This window comes from Paenibacillus sp. FSL K6-1558, assembly GCF_038002565.1.
GTDB lineage: Bacteria > Bacillota > Bacilli > Paenibacillales > Paenibacillaceae > Paenibacillus > Paenibacillus polysaccharolyticus.
On the sequence record NZ_JBBOCV010000001.1, the window covers coordinates 3,673,733 to 3,695,612 of the forward strand.

Genomic DNA, 21,880 nt, shown 5'->3' on the forward strand with positions numbered 1-21,880 from the left:
GTGAAAGATAACCGTTCGTTGCTCTTTTTTTGTCCATTTATATTAAAAATATGGAATATTATTCCGATAACATAAAGAGACATGTCTGAGATGGAAACTAGAGCATTTATTTTTTTGACGAATAGGGGTGTTTACGAATGAAGGTTTCAAGCACAACGCCGTTTGACCTCAATGCCTACACTCATTCACAACAACGCACAGGACAAGCGAATCCATCAAATCAACCAACGATGATTACGGGGAAGTTCGATTTGTCTCATGACATAGATACCGTGGAGATCAGTAACGCTTCCAGACAGCTTGCCTCCTCGGATGTCGCGAACCATTCAGCCGTTTACTTCGGCACCGTTCAGATCAACGAGTCACTGGAACGCCTGCTCAAGGGCCAATCTTCTGAGGTTAAAGAAACGGTCTATGGCATTATTCAATCTAACCTGATTACGGATGTATCAGATGAGGACCATCGATCCGCTTTACTCGAACTGGGTCTAACTCAAGCACAATACATAGCGGACAACTACATAAAAGGCGATCAGGCCACCGAGTTCATGAATACGTTGCGTCAGATTGGAGCAATCTCCACAACCAGAACGATCAACCCTGAAACGAAGCAAGTTCAGTATGATACACCACCACAACGGCCGGTTGGTGCACCAGAGGATTACGTGGATCTTAATTATATGATGCGTAAATTCCAGCCCCAGACCTATGATAAGTTGCAGGACGCCATCGTAAACAACAAAGACTGGAGCAGCATTCTACAGAACTTTGCGAAACAGGCCTCCACGAATCAAGCATGGATCAAAGAATACCGTGAGGATGCGGCCCGTTCTGCTGATAACATGCCCATCCCGAACCGATTTGAAAAGGCTGACACAACCAACCTAAGCTCATTTGTCCATGCGGTGAAAGAGATCATTACCCGGACCGATTCGCCAAACAACAAGCTGCTAATCGATAATATCGAAGCTTTTATGCGAAAGCTTCAACCCGAGGGTAAGGCTACCTAACTAGTCGTTCCGCTCACTGCATATTAAAAAGCTCCACTCCCCGGTTTCATGGGAGTGGAGCTTTTGTTTAATTCGTTCTTGTTGCTACTGCAACGTCAGCATAATTTTATCGCCGGATCGAGTAATCTTATAGATCCCTTTTTGCATATCAATGCCGTAGTGTTTTTTCAGTAACATTTTCGCGTTAAGATCTGTCTCAATCACCACAAGGTAGTCGTAGTTACTTAGCAGATTGTCCATATTATCCTCGTAGAACAGCACGATACCGTCCACATTGGGAGCATATAAGAAGTATCTACCCACGTATTGCATGTAATAACTGGTCACCTGTTGATCTCGGTCAGAGCCGTAAAACAGATACTTGCTTCGATCCTCTTTGCCGCCCGTATACCACCGATCCCCTGTCACCGCATGAACTTCGTAGGGAAGGGTTTTGTCGTACGTTTTGTTGATCGAGATCATCCCGTTATATTCGGACAAGAGAGTTGTTGCCGCGAGTGCCATACACGCGATGATTCCCTGTTGATAATGCCTCTTCGTCTGTACCGTCTTGAATGATTGATAATCAGGAACCTCACCAATGCGGTAATGGAACGTACGCTCAATATCAACGGCTGCACAAAGCACCAGTCCACCAGCGAACAACACCACGATACTTGATGCATAACGCTCGAACCCAGCCAGTCGAACAGCCTCATCCACAGGCATGGAGAACAGATACAGTGCCAGAATTCCGGCATAGTACAGTACCACGACCACATTCAGTGCAATCAGCACTTTCCACAGGTTCCACTTCTTCTTGAGCACCACATAGGCTACAATTGAAGCCGCGATCGCAACAACTTCAAAAATAACAATGCCCAGCACAGGTCTGGATGTAATATCCACGCTAGATTTCAAGAAGAGCACCAGTATGTCCCACTTTTGCTCAGCTGTTTTACCCGGCTTTAGAGCCGCAGCTGCTCCCTCGAACTTGTTATTCACACCGTGGAATACCGTTGCCATACGCAAGCTCCAACTGAAATACGGCAATAATGCCCCTGCAATCGTACCGAGCACAGCGAGTCCAATCTTCCAATTCGCACGTTGCTTATTCGTAAGCCAGACATATACGAGAAAGATCAGGCCCACGGCAGCAAAGATGATTCCTGTACTTTTGATCACCGTCAGCAGACCCGCCAGAGGCAGAATAATGATGCAAGCTCGCTTAAGATCATGACGATACTGGTATATCACCGCCACAATCGCAAGTGCAAAGATTGGAAGCAGGAAGTCTACTAGCAGGTTGGTGATGCGAATCGTCAGGTTGAAGAAGGATAAGGTCGATAAACCTAACCCGAGAAAAGCATATAACAGGAAACGTTTTTTCTCTGACACGATGCCAAACATGGCGTAGAAACAGGAAAAGATCAGCAACCCCTGCGCCAGTAACATAATCGGCTGGGCATGTCCCATAAATCGGCAGATGTAGTAGATAAACGACGACGTGCCGAGCGGGTAATTTTTAAACTCAATCAGGTCCGAATTCGGTGTTGGAAACGCATTGGTACTGAGCATCTCCTTCACCACAATCGCCCAATGTGAGAAATTATCGTAGTGAGTCAGCTCCGTGTGGAACAAAATGAGCAAAAATATGAAAACCCCGCTCAGAAAACTCAATTGAAATAATGAAAATGATAATGACCATGAGCCCCGTTTACTCTGGTACAAAGCTTGTATCACTCTGCCTCTAAACAACAATAAGCCTGTGACCAGCACAACAATGCTGCCCGTGAAGAGCTGCCCTGCTAGTCCGGCAAAATAGACGATACAGGCGATAGCCGAGAACACAAATATCGGAATGAACTCCCACCGGATGGACATCACCTTACGGACAAACTGCATATAACCGATCATCGATATTATGAGTAAAATGCCCATCACAAGTTGAAGCAAAAACAGCATGTCTATCTCTCCTAACCCTCTTTGGTGAACCGCTCAGCTTGTGGACGAATCAAATCACTCAGTAACTGATCAATCAAACCACGCCCCAAGATCTCATCGATATTCTCTACGGAGAGAAGCACTTCACGTTTGTTTGCCGTTGTTTTTCCCGTATGTTTTAAGACCAATTCAATATTGCTTTCAGTGTAAAAGGTAACCTCTGACCCTTCTGCTATCTTGCCTTGCAGATTCGTGGCAGAGAAGAAACGATAATTAAAGCTGAGCAGTGTACAGCTCGCATGATTCGTAAACGTTACGGGAAGATGAAGAGAAAGCCTTGGCATCTTCCGCTGATCCGATTTGGGCTGCACAATCCGTTTTTTCACATTACGCAACATGTCGTCATATGCAGTGTCCCATAGGTTCATTTGCTCCGGTAGCGAATGCTTCCGGTCATAGATGAGCTGCATGTACTGCCGGTTATCCGCCTCACTGAGCGGTTTCACCGTTGCGGAATAACGCCATCCTTCGCCATCTGCTTTGACATATACGATAACCGCATCAAGATTGGCCTCATATCGACTCGATTTGACGACCAGAGAGATGGTCTTCTGCTCTGGTAGATAAATCGGGTACGGCACATAAAATGCAATGCCATTTTCCGAAAGATCCACTGTCTTGGCCTCGTAACGTAGCGTGCTGTCCGGATAACGGATGATCACATCTTCTTGCGCCCGTATCCGTTCATTCTCCCGGTATGCTCGCCGCCCGATCATGAAGAAGAGCGCATAGAACAAGGCAATCATATTGTGAACGAGCCAGAAGATGATAATACTGCTGAAAAATAAAGCAATGCCGTACTTGCCATTCACATACCGGATAATCGCAGCGATGGACAGGATGACCAGAAAAATATGCGGCAGTGCATATTTCATCGAGGCAATCCACTCGCGTCCGGTTGAACGATTTTTATTCGTCACCTTGAACTTACGCTCACGGATGCCCACCGTCTCCAGGATAACCGGCCAGATCAGATACGGCATGAAGATGGTATCGATGACCTGACTCCAGCGCTGATTCCGTATATTACTGGACAGATAACGCATTGATAGACTGTAGAAGAAATACGATGGCAACCAGAAGATCAGAATCTGCCAGAAGGTCGTATTTACGATCTGGAAATCAAATAAAGCGAACAGAATGGGAGACAAGATAAAGATCAGTCGATTGAAAAAAGACCACCAGTATAAAAAACTGCTCACATAGGTCACTCTCGTCCAGAAAGGCAACTTTCTGGAGATCGGTGCACGCGTATTTTGCAAGCTCTGAATGATGCCCCTCGCCCATCGTATCCGCTGTTTGATCATGCTCGGAATCGTGGTCGTCGTCTGTCCTGCAGCTTGAACCTCTTGCGTGGCATACGTGATATACCCCTCTTGCTGCAAACGGATACTTGTCTCAAAATCCTCCGTGATGGTGTTCAGCGGAAACCCACCGATATCTACCATCCCTTGCCGGGCAATCACTGTATTACTGCCCGTATAGGCTACGGCATTGGACGCATTGCGCAGAATGTTAACCTCGCGCGAGAAAAAGTCCTGCTCGTTCGGAATACCCTGCTCCGCATACAGATTGAACTGGAATAGATCCGGGTTGTAAAAGCTTTGCGGGGTCTGCACCAGCCCCAGCTTAAAGGTTGGATCGATCTCCTCTTCACGGCGAAGGCGCCATTCTCCGTTTTCTTCGATAAACGTGGAGAGCATGAAGTAGGGTACGGTTTTCATCAGAAACGTATGCTGCGGAATCATATCAGCATCAAAGGTTGCAATGAGTGGAGACGATGTCTTGCTCAGGGCATTGTTCAGATTGCCGGATTTGGCATCCTTGTTGCCGGGGAATCCCAGATAACCAATGCCGAACTGCTTCGCCAACTCTTCTACCGCAGGTCTGGCCCCATCATCGCACAGGTAGATATGTACCTTCGATTTATCCGGGTAATCCATAAATGTACAGGCATTCACCGTTTTATACAAAAGGTCAACGGGTTCGTTATGTGTGGCGATAAATACATCGACGTGCGGGTAATATTCATCCGGGATCACCGGAAAATCGAGCTGCGCCCGTTTCTTTTGCATCTTTTGAAAAAATAACTCAAAGGTCGTCCCTACAGTAACCATCTCCGCCATAATGAGCAACATGCCAAAGATGACATTCAGCACCCCTTCTCCCCATGGCAGCGTAAAGAACATACGCCAGATCAGATAGATGGTCATGAGGATCATCGTGATGATGAAAAAAACGTTTTGCCTTTTCTCGTTTTGCACTACTGCTGCTTCCTCCTTGCTGCAAATACCCACCTCCGCTGCAATTGGAAACTTAGCAGGAACAGGATGGCATCACAGACGAATTTCGCTGCCTTCTCATCCACGAGGAATAGGGTATGGAATAAATACACGCCTGTACTCGACAACAATATAACCAAGCCACATAGCGTTAAGTAACGCCACAAACTGCCTCTGCTGTCTTCCTTCCGAAACACAAAATATCGATTCAAAACATAATTCACGACAATTGAAATGACTCGGGCGATCACGGTCGCGAGCAAAATTCTTAAATAATGCTGATCCCCCATCAGGGGACGCAGAAAATCGATCAAAAACCAGGCAATGCCCAAATCAACGACAGAGCTGGCTACCGACGATGATATAAAACGAAAGAAATTCGAGAACAGCACCCCCATCACCCGGGCACTATCCTGAATCGCTTTGAAATGGGTACCCGCATTGCCATTTTCATAGATCACTTGAATGGGTACCGTATGAATGCCAATACCTGACTGAATACAGGAGATCAGCATCTGCAGTTCATATTCAAATCGCTTGCCGCGTACATCCAGCATAAATGACAATAACTCGGTACCGAAGGCACGAAGTCCCGTCTGGGTATCCGACAGTTTTTTTCCATATAACAGCGCAAAAATAAATGATGTCATCCGATTACCAAATAAAGATTTAGGCGGAATATCGCCCTCACTGAAATCCCGCACGCCGAGTAGTAAGTCATTCGGACGACGTTTGGCTTCCTGAGCAATCCGATACACATCCTCTGCAGCGTGCTGCCCATCTGAATCCGCAGTAACTACGTAATGAGCCTGCCCATAATGCTGTGCTATGTAACGAAATCCGGTCTTCAGCGCCTCACCTTTTCCTTGGTTCTGTGCGTGTCGCAGCAAAGAGCATCCATTATCTTCTAATTCTTCGAAAATGTGCTGATATTTCTCACCAGAACCATCATCTACAATGACCAAATTCATAAAACCGTAATCCCGCAACTGACGTACATAGGATAAAAGTCTATCATCTGGTTCCAGAGAAGGAATGAGGATGATCGTTTCGTCCTTTTCTTCTGCTATAATCATCCGAAATGAGCCCCAATTCGACATATTTTCATGAAAATCTGTTGTATATTAGCGTTAATATCTTCCTTGAATATAGGAGAGTATACCATCGAAAAGGTGGGGCGTAAACGAGAACTTTTGTAATCTAATGGTAAAAAAGTTTTACATTTTCATGTACATGTGATAGTCGTAACAGACTATATCACTCTGATATATTAATCATTCAGCTACCTTATAAATAATAAAGAACCCCCGTCTATTAAACGGAAGGTTCGGGTTACTCACATGCTATTGATATACTTTTGCTCAGACTGTCACTTTGTGGTTGTTATTCACATTTTTATTCTGATATCTGACAGCCCACTTATATACGAAGGTCAGAATAAATCCGGTCAGGCCACAGACGGCCGCAATAACAAAGGCTCTCTGATAACTGCCATCTGCACTATACACATTTCTCATGATTGAGGGTCCGAAATAGCCGGCCAGTGCGAATCCGATAAACATAATTCCGTAATTGGCACTGTTGTTTTTGGCCCCAAACTGATCTGCCGTGAAGCCGGGAAATACCCCCATTAAAGAACCAAAGCTTAAACCAATCATGGAAATCCCCATATAAAATGTACCTACACTGTTCTCTCCTGAAAAATAAAGCATGATCAGGCCGGCCACAGATAAGAGAGACGTAATGGCAAGTGTATTGATTCGGCCAATCTTGTCTGAGATATATCCGGCCAGAATCCGGCCACCTGTGTTAAACAGCGCCAAGATCGATACAACTGTTGTTGCCGCAGCAGCCGATAAACCAACCATTTTCTGAGCGATAGGTGAAGCTTGAGAGGTGCACATCAGTCCGGCAAAAGCTCCACTGATCAACAGCAAGATCATCACGTAGAAGATCGGGCTTGCAAGCATGCCTTTCCAATTCTTCTCTTCTCGCGGAGAACGGGCAAGTTGGACAGCACTTGGTGTCCATCCTGACGGAGCAAAATTAGCCGGGCATTTCTCAATAAAGAACGACGCTACGCAAATAATAAGGAGAAAGGCAATCCCTATGATCAAGAATGCAGAGGTTACCCCCGAGTTGCTGATCAACACATTGGCGACCGGAGGAATAATCACAGAACTTAACCCATAAGCAGCCGTCGTTACGCCCCCAACCAATCCGCGTTTGTCGGGGAAGAATTTGATGGAGTTGCTGATCGTACACCCGTAAACCATTCCTGTTCCCAAACCAAGCACAATTCCATAAGCAAATACCAGAAAACCTACAGATGTGGCAAAGCTCGATAGAATCATACCACCCCCGAATAAAATCCCTCCAACCAGAATGACCTTCTTGGGTCCGAATCTGTCATTAATCCATCCACCCGATATCATCGTAATGGGTCCGACTGAATTGCAGATGGTAAACGCAATAGCCAAATCCCCTGGCGTCAATGTACGTCCTGTGAGACCACTTAGATAAGCTGCCATTGGGGCAGCAAATACACTCCATGCATAAATGGAGCCAATACATAGGTTGATAAAACAGCTTGCAATCAGAATAATCCATCTCTTTTTTGTCAGTTCCACTGAGATCTTTTCCCCTCATGATTGTATTGTGAAATAATTCACTAACTTATGCGATAAAGTGTAGCACAGCTTTTTATATCCATCTATGACAACATGTATAGCTTTATCAAGGATTTTTTTGTAGTTACCTGACAGGGGAAAGATTCTCATATTTAGACGAATGGCAGCTTATGCCAGACACAGGTTTGAACTAAAATAAGATGAGAGTCGTAGACCCTGATTTGACCCTGATTAAAGGCTGTGATGTCAATGTTATTTCAACGGGACAAATGGCTACAGTATCGGGCCTTTCGCAATGTCCCTTTGCTCGCCAGACGATTGCCAGAAACACAGTTGCTTGAGAAAGAAACCTTAGACCATATGCTTCTACAACATTCAAGTGTCGTACTGAAACCCTGCGACGGACGTTATGGGAGAGATATTGTGTTCATCCGGCGGCTGAAAACAGGTACCTATCAAATCCAAAATGAGAATAATATCATTACCATGCAAAACAAAAGTGATTTACAGGATTGGTTTGATCAAATTGACAAGGATCGTGAGTATATCATCCAGCAGCGTCTGTATTTAGCTCGTATTCGGCAAAGACCGTTCGACCTTCGTATCATGGTTCAACGTCAAAAAGCAACTTCATCTGCCTGGAAGGTAACCGGTTCCTACGCCAAGATCGCATCACGCGGGTATCTGGTGACTAATGTGACCAACCGTACCATTCCTGTGCTCAAAGCGTTGCAACTAGCACGTGTAGGTGGACGGAAACTGCTCCTTCAAGTAGAGCGCACTGCTCTGCTGGCCGCCAAGAGCCTGGAGGTACACTACCCTGATCTGAGACAGATCGGTTTTGATATTGGAATCGATAAGAAAGGCGGGATCTGGATTATTGAAGGCAATTACCGCCCTGACCTTCGTCCGTTCCGGCACTTGAAGGACTCTTCGATGTATCGCCGAATCTTGTGGTATCAGAAGCATTAATTCCAATCGTTACGACGCAAGAAGCGACTCCCCGTTGACCTGGAGAGTCGCTTCTTAACATCCGTTTCTTTGTTCAACCGATTGCCGATATTATTAACATTTCCGACGGCGTCTAGCTGAACTTACTACACGCGTTACCCGGAACTGATTCGGGCCCACTTGGATAATCGCGAACTGGCTGTAGGATGTTCCTGATGACGTGTAAGGTTCTGCTTCAATATTTCCACTCGGTGTGATCACAGTTGCAGTAATTCGAGTCACCAGACAAACCCCACGCCCCGATGACTGCCAAGTCCCTTCACGTTGAACACTGTAACGGTCATTGCTACAGAAAATAGACGCATACTCGACCGTTCCATACGCATTAAACGAAGTAGAGTTATAAATCTGAACTGGATCATACCCACCTGTTGGTCTACGATTTCCCATTCTCAAAACCTCCTTATTGTTGATAGTTTATTAGATGCAATAGAGCGATTTTGGTGAGGGATAGACGTGGACAAGGCTGAAAAAGTGTATTTGCCTTACAAAAAAAACCACCCGCCATGTTAGCGAGTGGTTTGCAACTGCTGTAGCAATGATGAATTAGGAAGCTTTCGCCGCCGCTGCTTTTTGAATCAACGCTTTGGCATCATTCACTGAAAGGCCTTGCTTAGGTTCCAGCATTTTTTTGTCTGTTGCACTGAAAATGCCTTTATCAATCAGTTTTGCTAGTGGTTTCAACGCGTAAGCAGCCACCGATTTTCCGTCTTCGAAGCCAGCAATGATCGTTGCCGCTTTCGCTTCGGATGCCGGGCTATTCACCAATTTCGCCAAAATGGTTGCTGCCTCTTCCCGAGTGATATCACGCTCAGGATAGAAGTTACCGCCGTAGCCTTGAATAAATCCGGCTTTGGAAGCTTCTGCAATGGCATCGGCATATGCAGCATTCGCAGCAACATCTTTGAATGCAGGTGCTGTAGATACTGCGTCAAGCTTCAGCATATTCACGAGCGCAGTGACAAATTCAGCACGAGAAATAGGTTCATTGTTCGCTGGTGCTGGTGTTTCTGCTGGCTCTGTAGCGACACCGATGTTTGTAATGCGGGCTTCTTTTTTAGCTTGAATATCGCCACCCTTGAATGTATCTGTGATGTATTTGTAGAACACATCCAGATCAATTGGGCCAGCCAAGGAGGATTTTGCATCCAGCAGTACTTTGTAGTTGTCTCCACCTGCAGCCATGAAATTGTTCACGACAGCGGTGTATGATTTTTTAGGATCAATCGGTGTACCATCTTCAAGCGTAAGAGCCGTCACACGCTCAGTAACCGGCTTGCTGAAGTCGGCTGTGTATTTCAAACCAGCAATTTGCAACGTTTTTGTATTTGGTGTACCGTCAGCATTGGTTCCCCATTGCTGTTGTAGCAACGTTTTTACCTGCTCACCTGTCAGCTCCAGCTTCACGAGTGTATTGCCGAAAGGCTGGATTTTAGCCAAATCTGCAAAGGTCACATCCCCTTTTGGCAGGTCTGCACGGATACCACCTGGATTCATGAATGCAAAGTCAGCCTTACTTGCTTTATCGCCAAAGTCTGCTTGACGCATCGCATCTGCAATCAGGTTGCCCAGTGGAGCTTCGTTATTGTAAGCATCCGTACGCAAAACGGTACCATCTGTTGTACCTACTGGCTTGGTCAGCTCAGGGTGCTTATCCAAAGACTTTTTGATAATTGCTAGTGTTTCAGGATCTTCTTTTACACCCTCTTGGAACGTGGTTGTCACGGTAGCCGATTTTTCAGTTACATCTCCCGTAACAGGGTCAATCATCAGCTTGATATCTTCAAACGCTGTACCATAAGAGTATGCTTGCACGATCAGTTTGCCATTCACGACACCGTTCGCCAGAGCGTGATTATCACCCGCAACGATGACATCAACAGGAGAGTTTGCAGGCAACGCTTTTGCCAGATCAGCTGCTTCTCCAGTTGTTACCCCTTCTTTGGTCGATGCTGGGTCATGTGCCAGAACGATAATCGTTTCAACGCCTTGGTCTTGCAGTTCTTTTGCATATTTATTAACGGCTTCAACCTCTTCTTCAGCGCTCAGGAAACGTACACCTGCTGTACCCGCTGGAGATACTTTGTTTGGCGTTGATTTCGTCACGAGTCCGATGAATCCGATTTTGACGCCACCTACTTCTTTGATCACATACGGTTTAATCAAGGGTTTACCTGTGGAGTTCTCAATCACGTTTGCATTCACATAATCAAATTTCGCACCAGCATGGGTTACTTTACCTTCTTTTGGATCAAGTCCGCCAAAAATTTGAGCCTTCAATGCAGCAATCCCTTGGTCAAATTCATGGTTACCCAGAGAACCTACATCAAATCCCATCATATTCATCCATTCCATGGTAGGCTCATCACGATCCATAGATGAGACTGGAGCAGATGCACCAACCGAGTCGCCGTTATGGAACAGCAAGGAATGCTCATATTTGGCCTTAGCTTCTTTGAGATAGGTTGCTAGAATTGGAGCAGAACCTGCCTTCTTATCACCAACCATAGATGTTGTATGCAATTGGCCGTGGAAATCATTGATTCCTATCAAATGTACCTCTACATCTTTACCTGCGGCAGAAACGGAACCGGCTGCTCCGAACAGCTGAGTGAGTAATAATGTAGCAGCTGCCACACGAATGGTGCTTTTCCCCAAAACTTTTTTCCAAGACATGAGTAAACCAAACCCCTCTCCAATTTCAAATCCTGAAACATTTTACCATAGTTCAATTCATAAAAGTGACCAATTCTATTAAATCTATGTAAAAAAAATTACAAAAGAATACATAACTCTTTATATTGAAAATGTTGTATTTTATATTTTTCTCTTGCTATAGTGGAATAAAATGTTATATATTCTCTTTGTAATCACTTTCTAACTCTGTTAAATGAATGAATCATCCTCTTTCACTACCACTATGCCTTCCTGCAACTTCTACCAAACATATTTAAGCTCACAACGATATAAACCATCTATTTTAGCATTTGATGTCCATTAAAGGAGGTGACCCTGAGAGCACTGTACATATGGCTGTCCCATAAATGACCACTGGGGGATGTGTTGATTGCTCTTTCACCACTTCTGACCGAACGCTATGTTGCATTACGGCAATACCCGTAAGCGTTTGTTGTACTACGCAATTTGCATCAACCATTCTAAGGAATATAGGAGAGTGTCCAATGAAAAAGCTATTTTTCCCAAAATCATTCCGCATTTTGATCGCATGTTTGTTGATCCTGGCCTTTGCTGTACCTACAACAGCTTCCGCAGGCTACCTTGGAGATAAATTGTTGATCGGTCAGAGTATGCAAAAAGGGGACTATCTTACCTCCCAAGACGGCAGGTTTTCAGCCATCTGGCAGGATGACGGGAATTTCGTAATCTACCAGAACGGCTCTTCTCTATGGAGCAGTGGCACAAGTAAAAGCGGAGCACTTTCGTTTAAATTCGAACAACAATATGGGAAGCCTGTCATCTATAAATATGGAACGAAGTGGCAAACGGTTTATCAATATGCTTATCGTTGGGGAACCAACCCGGCCACAGGGAAGTATGAATACTATTATGGCCCGGGCTGGGATACCGTACTGGTAACAGATACAACCAAGCTGGTAGATGCCTGGTTTGCGAATACTGCAGCATGGATTCCTGGTCACCATGGAAGCGCGTTACCAACGAACACAACAGGGGACACTTTCGTCATGCAAAATGACGGTAACCTAGTTCTCTACAATACTACCCTGACCAACGAATATTACCCGAATAGCTGGATTCCTGTCTGGGCTTCCAATACGGGCGGCCGTTAATAGGGGATCGACAGAAGCCTTATATTTATGTTGATTGATACTAGCAATGAATATATGAAAAGCCGAAGCAGGAGTTTATCCCCGCTTCGGCTTTTTTATTTTTCGCGAATTACCACAGATCTTCCGGAATGTATTTTAACATCGTTTCGGAGCCATCTGGATTGATCTTGTACGTATGCGTTCTTGTCGCTTCCTCAAGATGTCCGAATGACCATCTGCCCAAACGGTTGTCTGGATAAGAAGCTTCAACCCCGGTTAATGGACCTCTGTACAGCATACCGTTAATCATCTTGACAGCTTCCTCTCTGGTAAGCTGACTGTTGGGTTGGAAGGAGCCATTTTTGTATCCTGATAGGAATCCAAAACGGTATACCTCATCGATAGACTGCTCCGCCCAGCTCCCTTCAATATCGGTAAACGAGCTGATTCTCAATACATTGTTCATCTTCAGCTCTCTTGCAACTCCGAGATAACGAGCAATGGCTGTTGCCAGCTCTGCCCGTGTGATCGGTTGATCTGGCTTGAACGTGTTATCTGCATAACCTTTAAATATCTCTTTGTTTACAACTGCTTCGATATAATCGGCTCCCCAGTAACTTGTAGCAACATCGCTGAATAACTGTACGTGACGAACCTCATCTTGCAATTGCAGTGTACGGGCAAAGATGGCAGCAATCTCTGCACGGGTAATGAGTCGTCCGGGTTTAACGTTACCATCTGGATATCCCATAATGTAACGGGCATGCTTATGTTCATAACGGTTAGAATACAACATCACCTTGATCAAGGATGCATCATCTTGTGTATTCGTAAGTGTAAGCTTGTGATCCGTGCCTATACTAGCCGTTATGGTCCCAAAATCTTCACCTTCGTTCATATCGTTAACCTTGAGTTTGAACGTCAGCTTGCCTTGCGTTCCTCCCGTCAGCTTACCAACATTCCACTTGAGTTCTTGGCCTGTCAAAACACCGCCGTTCGCATCCACCAAACTTAGCCCTGAAGGGATCTTAACTTTGATGTACACACCATCGGCATCGATCGAGGTTTTATTGGCATAGATCACGGTGAAGGTAAGTGTATCTCCTTCGCCACCCTTCATTTTGTCAACCAGAATCGCTGTAGCGAGATCGATAGACCCCGAAGGCGTCGTAGTTGTTGGAACAGTTGCTGGTGGAGTTGAAGTTGTCGGTGAGTTTGATGCACCCGCACTCGTTCCTGCTCCTGATCCTGTTCCTCCAGATGTTGGCATAGGTGTCATGCTAAAGTTATACAGCACAATATCCGTACCCACATGAATCAGCGGTTGGCTTGGATCAACAACTCTGCTATCAAAATCCTTATATCCAGCTCTCTTCGCAGTTAAATAATAGTCCGTATGCGGAAATACCATAAAGGCATATTGCCCTGTCGCATCACTTGTCTGCGGGTTGGCATTATCCGCTGGTGGGAAGTTATTCACTGGCGGCAAGTTAACAACTGTTCCGTTACTGTAATGAAGTGTAACAACAGCACCGGTTATCGGTTGACCTGTTACGGAATCTGTAATTGTACCATACGGGTCAATAAGCACTTCACTGATGCTAATCTGTCCGTCTGCATTAATTTCGGCATTCATGTGCCCTACAACGATAGGTTGTGTCCCGCCTCCTGGAAGCGGAATGTTATAGATAACTTTTGCCGTATAGCTGCCCTTGAGCACACTGTCAATATTAAATATACCGTTGTGGTCAACTGGACCTGTATGATCGCCATTGCCATCATTGATCAATACGTTGTAGCCACCGCCCACAGTCCCATCGAGCGTTGCGGATTCCCCTTGCGTTTTTCCAACCAGGACAATACCTGATACCGTTTTATTTCCATCAAAGGAATGGCCATCCACACTTCCGTTTACGGGGACGTTCTGATTAAACGTGACCGATTTCTGCTGACCGTTGATCTCAACCAGCTTTGTAATCGATACATCGTACGTCACATTCCCCTGCGGTATAGCAATGGTGTATGCCCCATCAACTCCTGTAATAGCAACCGCGTGAAAATCAGCAATGCCATCTCCGTCAAAATCTTTACTTACTTTAATCGTGGAACCTGCTAACGGATGTCCTGCCTGGTCTGTGACAACACCTGTAATAACCCCAGGAGTAATCGTGATATAGATCGTGTCACTAACCTGGATACCCTTTTGGCTATCATCTACGGTTGCCGTCAGCGGTATGGATACCGATCCCGCACCCCCAAGAACCGCTGCAGTAAAGGTTGTCTTAGCAACGCCTTGTGCATCCGTCAGAACCGTTATCGTATTGGTATTTCCGGTAAAATGACCGTACGTTGTATTCGGTACTTCAAACACAACTTCAACGCCTGCCTGAGGACGCCCCTCTTTATCGGTTATCACCGTCTTAAATTCGGATGTAGCCGTACCATTACCAAGTATGGATGAGGGGTTGGCTGTTAATGTTATCTCGTAATCCACAAGTTCAAAATCTTCGGTGATACGTCCGTTTCCATTCACATTGGCTGTAGACACAGAGACTTCTCTATGCGCCGGGCTATATCCATCACGCACAACTTCCAAAATATAATTATTGATGACGACGTCTTCGAAATTGTACTTCCCATTTGTATCGGTCGTAGTACGCCCCTTCTCTTTACCCGCAAGGTCGCGCAAAATTACAGTAGCACCGGATACCGGATTTTGGGTCTCTTTATCTCTGATTGTTCCATCAATGCTAGGGTTGATAAATGTGATTGTAACCGTAGCTTCGTTGGAATTACCTACTCCATCATAAGCCTGATAAGTGAACGTCACACTGCCAGATATTTCTCCAGCAGGCACAAACGTAAATGAACCATCGGTTTTAACATTCAGTGTACCCTTGCTTGTATCACTCAGGGAGCTGATGCTCACGGCAGTAAGCGTACCGTTCCCTACAACGGTATCATTCAATAGAATACCGGTTGCCGCAGGAACGTTCAGCGTACGGCCCTTCACTACCTGATAGCTGTCATTCTCAGCTGTAGACAGCTTACTGAATTTTGCATAATAGTCTCCAGCTGAGGAAACTGTCAATGCATAAACTTTATCCGTACTTACAGGTGTACCTGTACCTTCCTCGTTGTCATACCATCCTGCGAAGGCATAACCGGAAGCTGGAACTGCCTTAATCGTTGCAGATTCACCAAGACCGTAGACACCGTCACCTTCTGTTACGCCACCAACATTACCAATGACATGAGTCGTGATCGGCACTTTGATGGTGATGGTAACCGTAGCTGAACTTGAGTAGGCTGTCCCGTCATAGGCCTCATAAGTAAATGTCACATTACCCGATGCATTTGCGTCCGCAACAAACGTAAACGATCCGTCCGGATTTACATGTAGTGTACCTTTGCTCGTATCACTAAGCGAACTGACATGGTCCACGGTGAGCGGATGATTCTCATCATCGGTATCGTTAGAGAGCAAGCCCTTCTCCGCTGGAACATCCAGTGTGTCTCCGCTTCTAACGTTGTAGCTGTCGTTTTTCGCGGTTGGTTTATGTGCAGGTGGTGTAATGTTAATCGTTACCGTCGCTTCATTCGATAGGGCAGAACCATTATTAGCTTTGTAGGTGAACGTCACACTACCCGATGCTTCTGCTTCCGCCACAAAGGTGAATGATCCATTTGAATATACATTCAGTGTCCCCTTGCCTTCATCACTGATTGAACTGATACTTGCAGCAGTAAGTGTACGTCCCTCGCTATCCGTATCGTTGAGCAAAATGCCCTCTTCCACTGGAACACTGAGAGTTTCTCCTCTCACAACGCTATAAGTATCATCATGGGCTACGGGTAGCGTTGTGAACTTTGCATAGTAATCCTGATTCGTCTGAACATTGAACTGATAAGTTGCATCCGTACTTACAGGAGTTCCTGTTCCTCCCGGGTTATCATACCACCCTGCGAATGTATAACCCTGATTCGGAGTAGCTGTAATTGTTGCAGAATCACCAATGTTATAGGTGGCATCCCCTACAGATGTACCACCAACGGCTCCAATAACATGCGTGTTGATTACAGCTGTGGTCACGTTGGTTACATCCGTAGATACCGTATTCGACGCAAGGTTAATTCCTGAAATGACAGCATTATCGCTATCTAACGTCTGCGGCGTGCCCGGTGCAGTTTTCGTAAAAGTAAGCACCTTGCTGTCATTGGCTGGAACATCAATCCCTGTTTGGGTTTGGCCATCGCTAATGACGCTGAGCCCTGTAATAGCTATATTTGTATAGTTATAGATGGTCACTTTGTAATCTATAGACCCGTTAATTGGAACGGTTGCCGGGCCTGTCTTCATAATTCCCATCTGCAAATCAAGCTTCCCGTTGTTTCCAAGTCTCATAATGGCCTTGCCATTATTCAGCGATTCCTCGGTTACATACGTTGCGCCGATTCCACCCGTTTTGGAAATGGTCTGTTTACTTGTTAAAGCCTGATAATAGGGACTGTCAGCAGGTGGGTGGAAGTACGCTGCCGTCTTGGCTCCGTCATTCGCATTGCCCGCATTGATGTAACGGGATATGTCCGTCACCTGATCAGGTGCTACCTGAAATGTCGGTTTTACTTTATAACTGATTTTAAAAGAACCGCCTGCTGGCGCACTATAGTCTCCAGGTTGCGGACTTGTCCGGTTTTTGAAACGGTAAATATGCGATTGCATATCATCTGCGTCAATATACCATGTAAGATTGCTAACGCCTGCGACGGTTTTAATGACCGCCTTACTTCCATACCCCGCGAATGCATACGCTGTACCACCGTTTATATTCGTATTTGTGTCTACTGTCGCAACAGCATCCCCGATTTTTAACGTGGACAGATCCACAGCAAAATCATTGCTGATATCGTCTGCAACAACGATAGCACTCGCGATATCTGCCGTCTCCCCACCGTTCCCCAAATCCGTGGTTTCCGGTATGTTGAGAAGCGGAAGTATCGTTGTAGTAGCCTCGACATCATTGGTTAAACCAGAGAAAGCTGATTTCACAATGTCATACGTTGGGGCAAATGTGTAATAACTACTGTATACAAATGAATTGGCATAGTTAAATCCATTAGGCCCCTGAGATGCATATGCACTCAGTTTGTCATATGTGTTCTTGGCAGTACCATAGTTATAATTACTATCTTCCTTATTCTCGTTGACTCGTTTCGGATCAAGTCCTGCCCACGCATACACAGGTTCGTTACCGTTATACGGTCCATTGATCGCCGTTGTGGAACCCAACCCTACAGTATACACTTTGGACTGAGTGGCTTCTCCCCCATTGTATTCGGTGTATTTACGGTCCATAAGATCCTTCATATATGCACCGGTAAGAATGGTTAACGCAGCAATTTCCGGATCACCTGTATTTGCCAAACCGACGCCCGCTGTAGCTGGCACATACTTGTTAACATTCGTTCCGCTTTGATTATAATTCGGGATTGTTATAGCCTCAGCTAATGCATTGGCAAAATCGGTCTCAAATGAACTGCCTTTCGGCGAAAGAGACCATGCTTTCTTGGCATGAATTGCCGCTCCATCAGATAGAAGGAATAAATAAGGCTGTCGCTTTGGGCCTGCTCCCTTCGTTCCCACCTTACTCATCGTCTTCGAGACACCGTACATGATGCCGTCCTGAGTGGGAGTGCCGGGCCCTAGTCCAACTGCAGGTTGTGTTCCAACGGAACTACCATCTTTGATTAGATTACTGTTCAAAGTAACCGTTTGAGTATTGCCACCTACATATTTCAGATAGTCTTCTGTACCATGACCCGAACTAAATTCGTAATGTCCCATCTCCATAAATGTACCGAGATGGTTAGCATCAGCTGATCCGCCGAACCAATATACCGCAACACGGTTGTTGGAATTGGCGTTCATGACTGTACGGATGGCGTCATTTGCAGCCTTAGCCATAGCTTCTACGCGATAATAAACGCCTGCATCTCCAGCTGTGAGCGCTATTTCTTTACCGCTGCGGGTACCCATTGAAGAACTCATATCCAAAATAAAAGTTACGTCTGCCGCAGATCCGTTCGCATTGCTGTTACCGCCAACGCCTGGATTCGTGGAGTTGGATGTCATATATTCTTGTGCTAGTGCAGATAACTGAATATTGAATGTACCATCATTCTCTGCCGTAACACTTTTGTCTGTCCAGATCCTTCCATCTGAGGCAGCTGTACCGAAGCCAGCAGGTGCTGTATCTGTGACCGGATCGGCCATTAACTTCACACGATATTGCTTGTAGTTTGCCTCTGCTGTGGTTGGAGCGTTATTTGCATAGGCTACTGAACCTAATAATGCAGATAGGCCACTCCCCCCCAGGATTAAACATACCGTGAGCACAATAGAAATGATTTTTTTGATGCCTTTGGTCATATCCTTTTTGCCTCCATATAAAATTGAAATGTAACTGGTTTCTTGCTGTAGATAATTCTGAATCCCCTTTCATATATGCAACCCAGTTAACTTGCTATAGGGAATTCTTGTGCCTGATCTACAAACGTGCATTCACAAAGCAATCTACTGAATCTATTATTGTTTATGACCTACTTTCTATATAAAAGATGATTAGCGAGATTCAGTATAACCTCTGTCTCTAAACAAATACTGAACAACAAAAAAGCCTTAGGAAAATCCTAAGGCTACACACTATTAATATAATTAATTCGAGTTCTATTTTATGATAGGATCGTTCCAAGCAAAGGAAACTGACGCATCAGGGACGAAAAGGCGGTAAAAGATGTACTTCAGTAGGTTTCAAGACACGCCCTAGTTACGCGCTTGATTGTGAAGCTTCAAAAACACCTGATAGCTGCGTTCAGCACAGGAAGAGATCGACACCGGATCGAATCCAACCAGATCGGCGTACAGCGTGTCGTTTAGTGGAGCTGTCCAGGATTCGGGCAACTGTGCTGCCCCAAGGCGCGCACCCATGATCGACCCAACCGTAGCTCCATTACAATCGGTGTCGAGCCCACCATAAACAGACGTGACAACTGCCTTCTCAAAATCATTGCCAGCATACACCAGAGATGCTGCTACCAGTGCAGCATTGTTATTGGTATGCACCGCATCATAATGACTGAACGTATCCCAAATCCTGCTGACCAATTCCCGCTCGTTCCGAGCAGAGAGTCCAATCTCCATGCCTTGAAGCACATCTGCGGCCAGTCTGCTTGTCTTCGGAATCTCGCTGAGTCCAATTTCTACGATACGCTCGCTATTATTTTCCACAAACGCCGCAGCGATCATCGCTGCATTCAACATCTCACCATAAATACCATTCTTGACATGAGAAAAGGAGGCATCTCGCCAGCCAAGTTCGGCTGCCAGTTCAGGTCGTCCGGCTACACCATATGCTAATCCGTCAGCACGGATTGCAGCTCCGATCCACTCGCGGTATGGATTAAGATACATACGCACACACTCCTGGCGTTGCGCCCAATCTACAGGTTTATCCGATTTCAGGTGCGAGGTCTCCTGAGCGAAATTCATGTATGCTTGTGTCTCCGCTGTACATACCTGACTGTATGTGAGACGGTGATGCCACAGTTTTCCGATATCCCACGAATCCCAGTCCAGCCCTTTTTCCTCCAGCAACAGCAAGCCCAGAATCGTGTAACGAATATCATCATCGCTCTCCATAAACCGAATTTTCTCTCGGACACTTAAAGGCCCTAGTTCTGTCAAACTCAAGCCATACTCCTGCTCCGCACGGGAATGTTCAGGAGTATACCCTCGAATTGGCCAGGCGTCAGCTCCCTTGAACCAAAGCTCAATATTTTCCCAGCCCGGGCGTCCATCCTTACCGTAGAGGTAATCGGGGTGTTCCAATGGCTTCCCTAGTGCACACCCAACACTTCGCCCGAGCCAAGCCCCGTAGAATTTATCTCGCCATACTTGCTCACTCCAGTCCGCTTGAAGCTCGCGAGGTCCCTCTGGACGCAAAGCACGGATGTCTTCCAAATTCGAAGGTTCTGCAAAAGGAAAATCAGCCGATACCTGAAGTTCCATCAGTTCTCGGTAGAGTTGCAACAGCGTGCTCTCATCATCAGCGGCCTCGTCCCACTTTTGCATATATCCCTGAGTGTCACAGCCTTCCTCACCCCGTTGAAGCAGTTCAAGTCGCACCGTCTCTCGCAAGTCAGTCCAGCCTGCCATATTAAGAATCCCCTTGTGGAGATTGCTCTACACGAGCGTCCAGGATAGCAAGTGCATCATAGATGAGACGAATGAAGGCATCACGGTCAACATCTAGCAGTACGTTCACATTAGGCTCGCGATCTGTCTTGGTGCGCAAGTCGCCCACGGTCATCCCGCGTGTGTGCGTTCCTTGGGTTTCGATCGTCACGTCCAGCATTTTGCTTTGGAACAGCTGAGGCTGAAGCAGCCATGCAATGGCACACGGATCATGCAGGGCATTGCCATGGTAACCCATCTTTTTGCCGTAAATCGAGTAGAAGTCCAGCAGTTCCCCAACCATAACTGATACGGGGCCGCGTGTTTTCAAAGCCTCAATCTCCTCGTCAAAAATAGCCGCTTTATCCGTCACATCCAGTCCACTCATCGTGATCGGAATTCCTGATTCAAATACAATTTGGGCCGCTTCCGGGTCAACATAGATGTTAAACTCTGCTGTACGAGTTACATTTCCATAAGCAATGCCTCCACCCATCATGGAAATGCCCGCAATCCGTGACTTCAGTTCAGGATACGCACGAATGAGGGTAGCAATATTGGTCAACGGGCCAATGGGCACAAGGGTGATCGGCTCATCCGAAGACAGCAACAGATTTCGTATAAACTCTACAGCCCCTTCTTCAATTGCCCGAAAGCGGCTTGGCGGAAGTACAGGGCCGTCCATTCCCGATTCACCATGGGCTTCCTCTCCCGTCACTAAGGAACCCAACAGCGGCCCCTTCGCTCCTTTCGCTACCGGGATATCCGCTCCGACAAAACTGAGAATTTTGAGCGCATTATTCGTAATCTTCTCTAAGGTCTGGTTGCCGCCCACTGTTGTGATGCCCTTAATCTCCAGCTGCTCTGGGTTAGCCAGCGCCAGCAAAATGGCAATTGCGTCGTCATGTCCTGGATCACAGTCAATAATTATAGGTTTTGTCAT

At 46.0% G+C, this 21,880-nt stretch carries 12 protein-coding genes; 3 read left to right on the forward strand and 9 right to left on the reverse strand.

What is annotated here, in order from left to right:
* The first annotated feature begins 137 nt into the window (after window positions 1-137).
* Window positions 138-1,010: a hypothetical protein gene (locus tag MHI38_RS15830; protein ID WP_154889758.1), complete on the forward strand. Its 873-nt coding sequence runs from the start codon at window positions 138-140 to the stop codon at window positions 1,008-1,010.
* 84 nt (window positions 1,011-1,094) lie between these two features.
* On the opposite strand, the gene MHI38_RS15835 is transcribed toward MHI38_RS15830, so the two are convergent.
* The 4 genes from MHI38_RS15835 to MHI38_RS15850 form a co-directional block, all read right to left on the reverse strand.
* Window positions 1,095-2,954 carry a hypothetical protein gene (locus tag MHI38_RS15835; protein ID WP_154889756.1) on the reverse strand — a complete coding sequence of 620 codons (1,860 nt, stop codon included), beginning with the start codon at window positions 2,952-2,954 and terminating at the stop codon, window positions 1,095-1,097.
* Between the two features lie 11 nt (window positions 2,955-2,965).
* A complete protein-coding gene (locus tag MHI38_RS15840) occupies window positions 2,966-5,257 on the reverse strand; it encodes a glycosyltransferase family 2 protein (protein ID WP_154889754.1) in 2,292 nt (763 codons plus the stop codon).
* The gene (locus MHI38_RS15845; protein ID WP_341181426.1) at window positions 5,257-6,351 is read right to left on the reverse strand and encodes a bifunctional glycosyltransferase family 2/GtrA family protein; all 1,095 of its coding nucleotides are present in this window, start codon (window positions 6,349-6,351) and stop codon (window positions 5,257-5,259) included. Before MHI38_RS15845 ends, MHI38_RS15840 begins: the two co-directional genes overlap by 1 nt.
* A gap of 285 nt (window positions 6,352-6,636) precedes the next feature.
* Entirely contained in the window at window positions 6,637-7,905 is a 1,269-nt protein-coding gene (locus MHI38_RS15850; protein WP_341181427.1) for an L-lactate MFS transporter, read from the reverse strand.
* A 249-nt stretch (window positions 7,906-8,154) separates the two neighbouring features.
* Here MHI38_RS15850 and MHI38_RS15855 point away from each other — a divergent pair, with 249 nt between their 5' ends.
* Window positions 8,155-8,877: a YheC/YheD family protein gene (locus tag MHI38_RS15855; protein WP_221787637.1), complete on the forward strand. Its 723-nt coding sequence runs from the start codon at window positions 8,155-8,157 to the stop codon at window positions 8,875-8,877.
* A 93-nt stretch (window positions 8,878-8,970) separates the two neighbouring features.
* On the opposite strand, the gene MHI38_RS15860 is transcribed toward MHI38_RS15855, so the two are convergent.
* A complete protein-coding gene (locus MHI38_RS15860) occupies window positions 8,971-9,306 on the reverse strand; it encodes a hypothetical protein (RefSeq protein WP_090923530.1) in 336 nt (111 codons plus the stop codon).
* A gap of 156 nt (window positions 9,307-9,462) precedes the next feature.
* The gene (locus MHI38_RS15865) at window positions 9,463-11,592 is read right to left on the reverse strand and encodes a 5'-nucleotidase C-terminal domain-containing protein (protein ID WP_341181428.1); all 2,130 of its coding nucleotides are present in this window, start codon (window positions 11,590-11,592) and stop codon (window positions 9,463-9,465) included.
* Between the two features lie 506 nt (window positions 11,593-12,098).
* Here MHI38_RS15865 and MHI38_RS15870 point away from each other — a divergent pair.
* Window positions 12,099-12,725 carry a hypothetical protein gene (locus MHI38_RS15870; RefSeq protein WP_221787639.1) on the forward strand — a complete coding sequence of 209 codons (627 nt, stop codon included), beginning with the start codon at window positions 12,099-12,101 and terminating at the stop codon, window positions 12,723-12,725.
* A 109-nt stretch (window positions 12,726-12,834) separates the two neighbouring features.
* Here MHI38_RS15870 and MHI38_RS15875 read toward each other — a convergent pair whose 3' ends face one another.
* From MHI38_RS15875 to MHI38_RS15885, 3 genes are all read right to left on the reverse strand, one after another.
* Window positions 12,835-19,134 carry an Ig-like domain-containing protein gene (locus tag MHI38_RS15875; protein WP_341181429.1) on the reverse strand — a complete coding sequence of 2,100 codons (6,300 nt, stop codon included), beginning with the start codon at window positions 19,132-19,134 and terminating at the stop codon, window positions 12,835-12,837.
* A 393-nt stretch (window positions 19,135-19,527) separates the two neighbouring features.
* A complete protein-coding gene (locus MHI38_RS15880) occupies window positions 19,528-20,919 on the reverse strand; it encodes an ADP-ribosylglycohydrolase family protein (RefSeq protein WP_221787641.1) in 1,392 nt (463 codons plus the stop codon).
* Between the two features lies 1 nt (window position 20,920).
* Window positions 20,921-21,880: a nucleoside hydrolase gene (locus MHI38_RS15885; RefSeq protein WP_154889735.1), complete on the reverse strand. Its 960-nt coding sequence runs from the start codon at window positions 21,878-21,880 to the stop codon at window positions 20,921-20,923.

What these genes read in the sequence shown, in the direction of transcription:
- MHI38_RS15830 (WP_154889758.1), top strand. Translation starts at nt 138, where the DNA reads ATGAAGGTTTCAAGCACAACGCCGTTTGACCTCAATGCCTACACTCAT.
- MHI38_RS15870 (WP_221787639.1), top strand. Translation starts at nt 12,099, where the DNA reads ATGAAAAAGCTATTTTTCCCAAAATCATTCCGCATTTTGATCGCATGT.
- MHI38_RS15860 (WP_090923530.1), bottom strand. Translation starts at nt 9,306, where the DNA reads ATGGGAAATCGTAGACCAACAGGTGGGTATGATCCAGTTCAGATTTAT.
- MHI38_RS15855 (WP_221787637.1), top strand. Translation starts at nt 8,155, where the DNA reads ATGTTATTTCAACGGGACAAATGGCTACAGTATCGGGCCTTTCGCAAT.
- MHI38_RS15865 (WP_341181428.1), bottom strand. Translation starts at nt 11,592, where the DNA reads ATGTCTTGGAAAAAAGTTTTGGGGAAAAGCACCATTCGTGTGGCAGCT.
- MHI38_RS15875 (WP_341181429.1), bottom strand. Translation starts at nt 19,134, where the DNA reads ATGACCAAAGGCATCAAAAAAATCATTTCTATTGTGCTCACGGTATGT.
- MHI38_RS15880 (WP_221787641.1), bottom strand. Translation starts at nt 20,919, where the DNA reads ATGGCAGGCTGGACTGACTTGCGAGAGACGGTGCGACTTGAACTGCTT.
- MHI38_RS15845 (WP_341181426.1), bottom strand. Translation starts at nt 6,351, where the DNA reads ATGATTATAGCAGAAGAAAAGGACGAAACGATCATCCTCATTCCTTCT.
- MHI38_RS15885 (WP_154889735.1), bottom strand. Translation starts at nt 21,880, where the DNA reads ATGACAAAACCTATAATTATTGACTGTGATCCAGGACATGACGACGCA.
- MHI38_RS15835 (WP_154889756.1), bottom strand. Translation starts at nt 2,954, where the DNA reads ATGCTGTTTTTGCTTCAACTTGTGATGGGCATTTTACTCATAATATCG.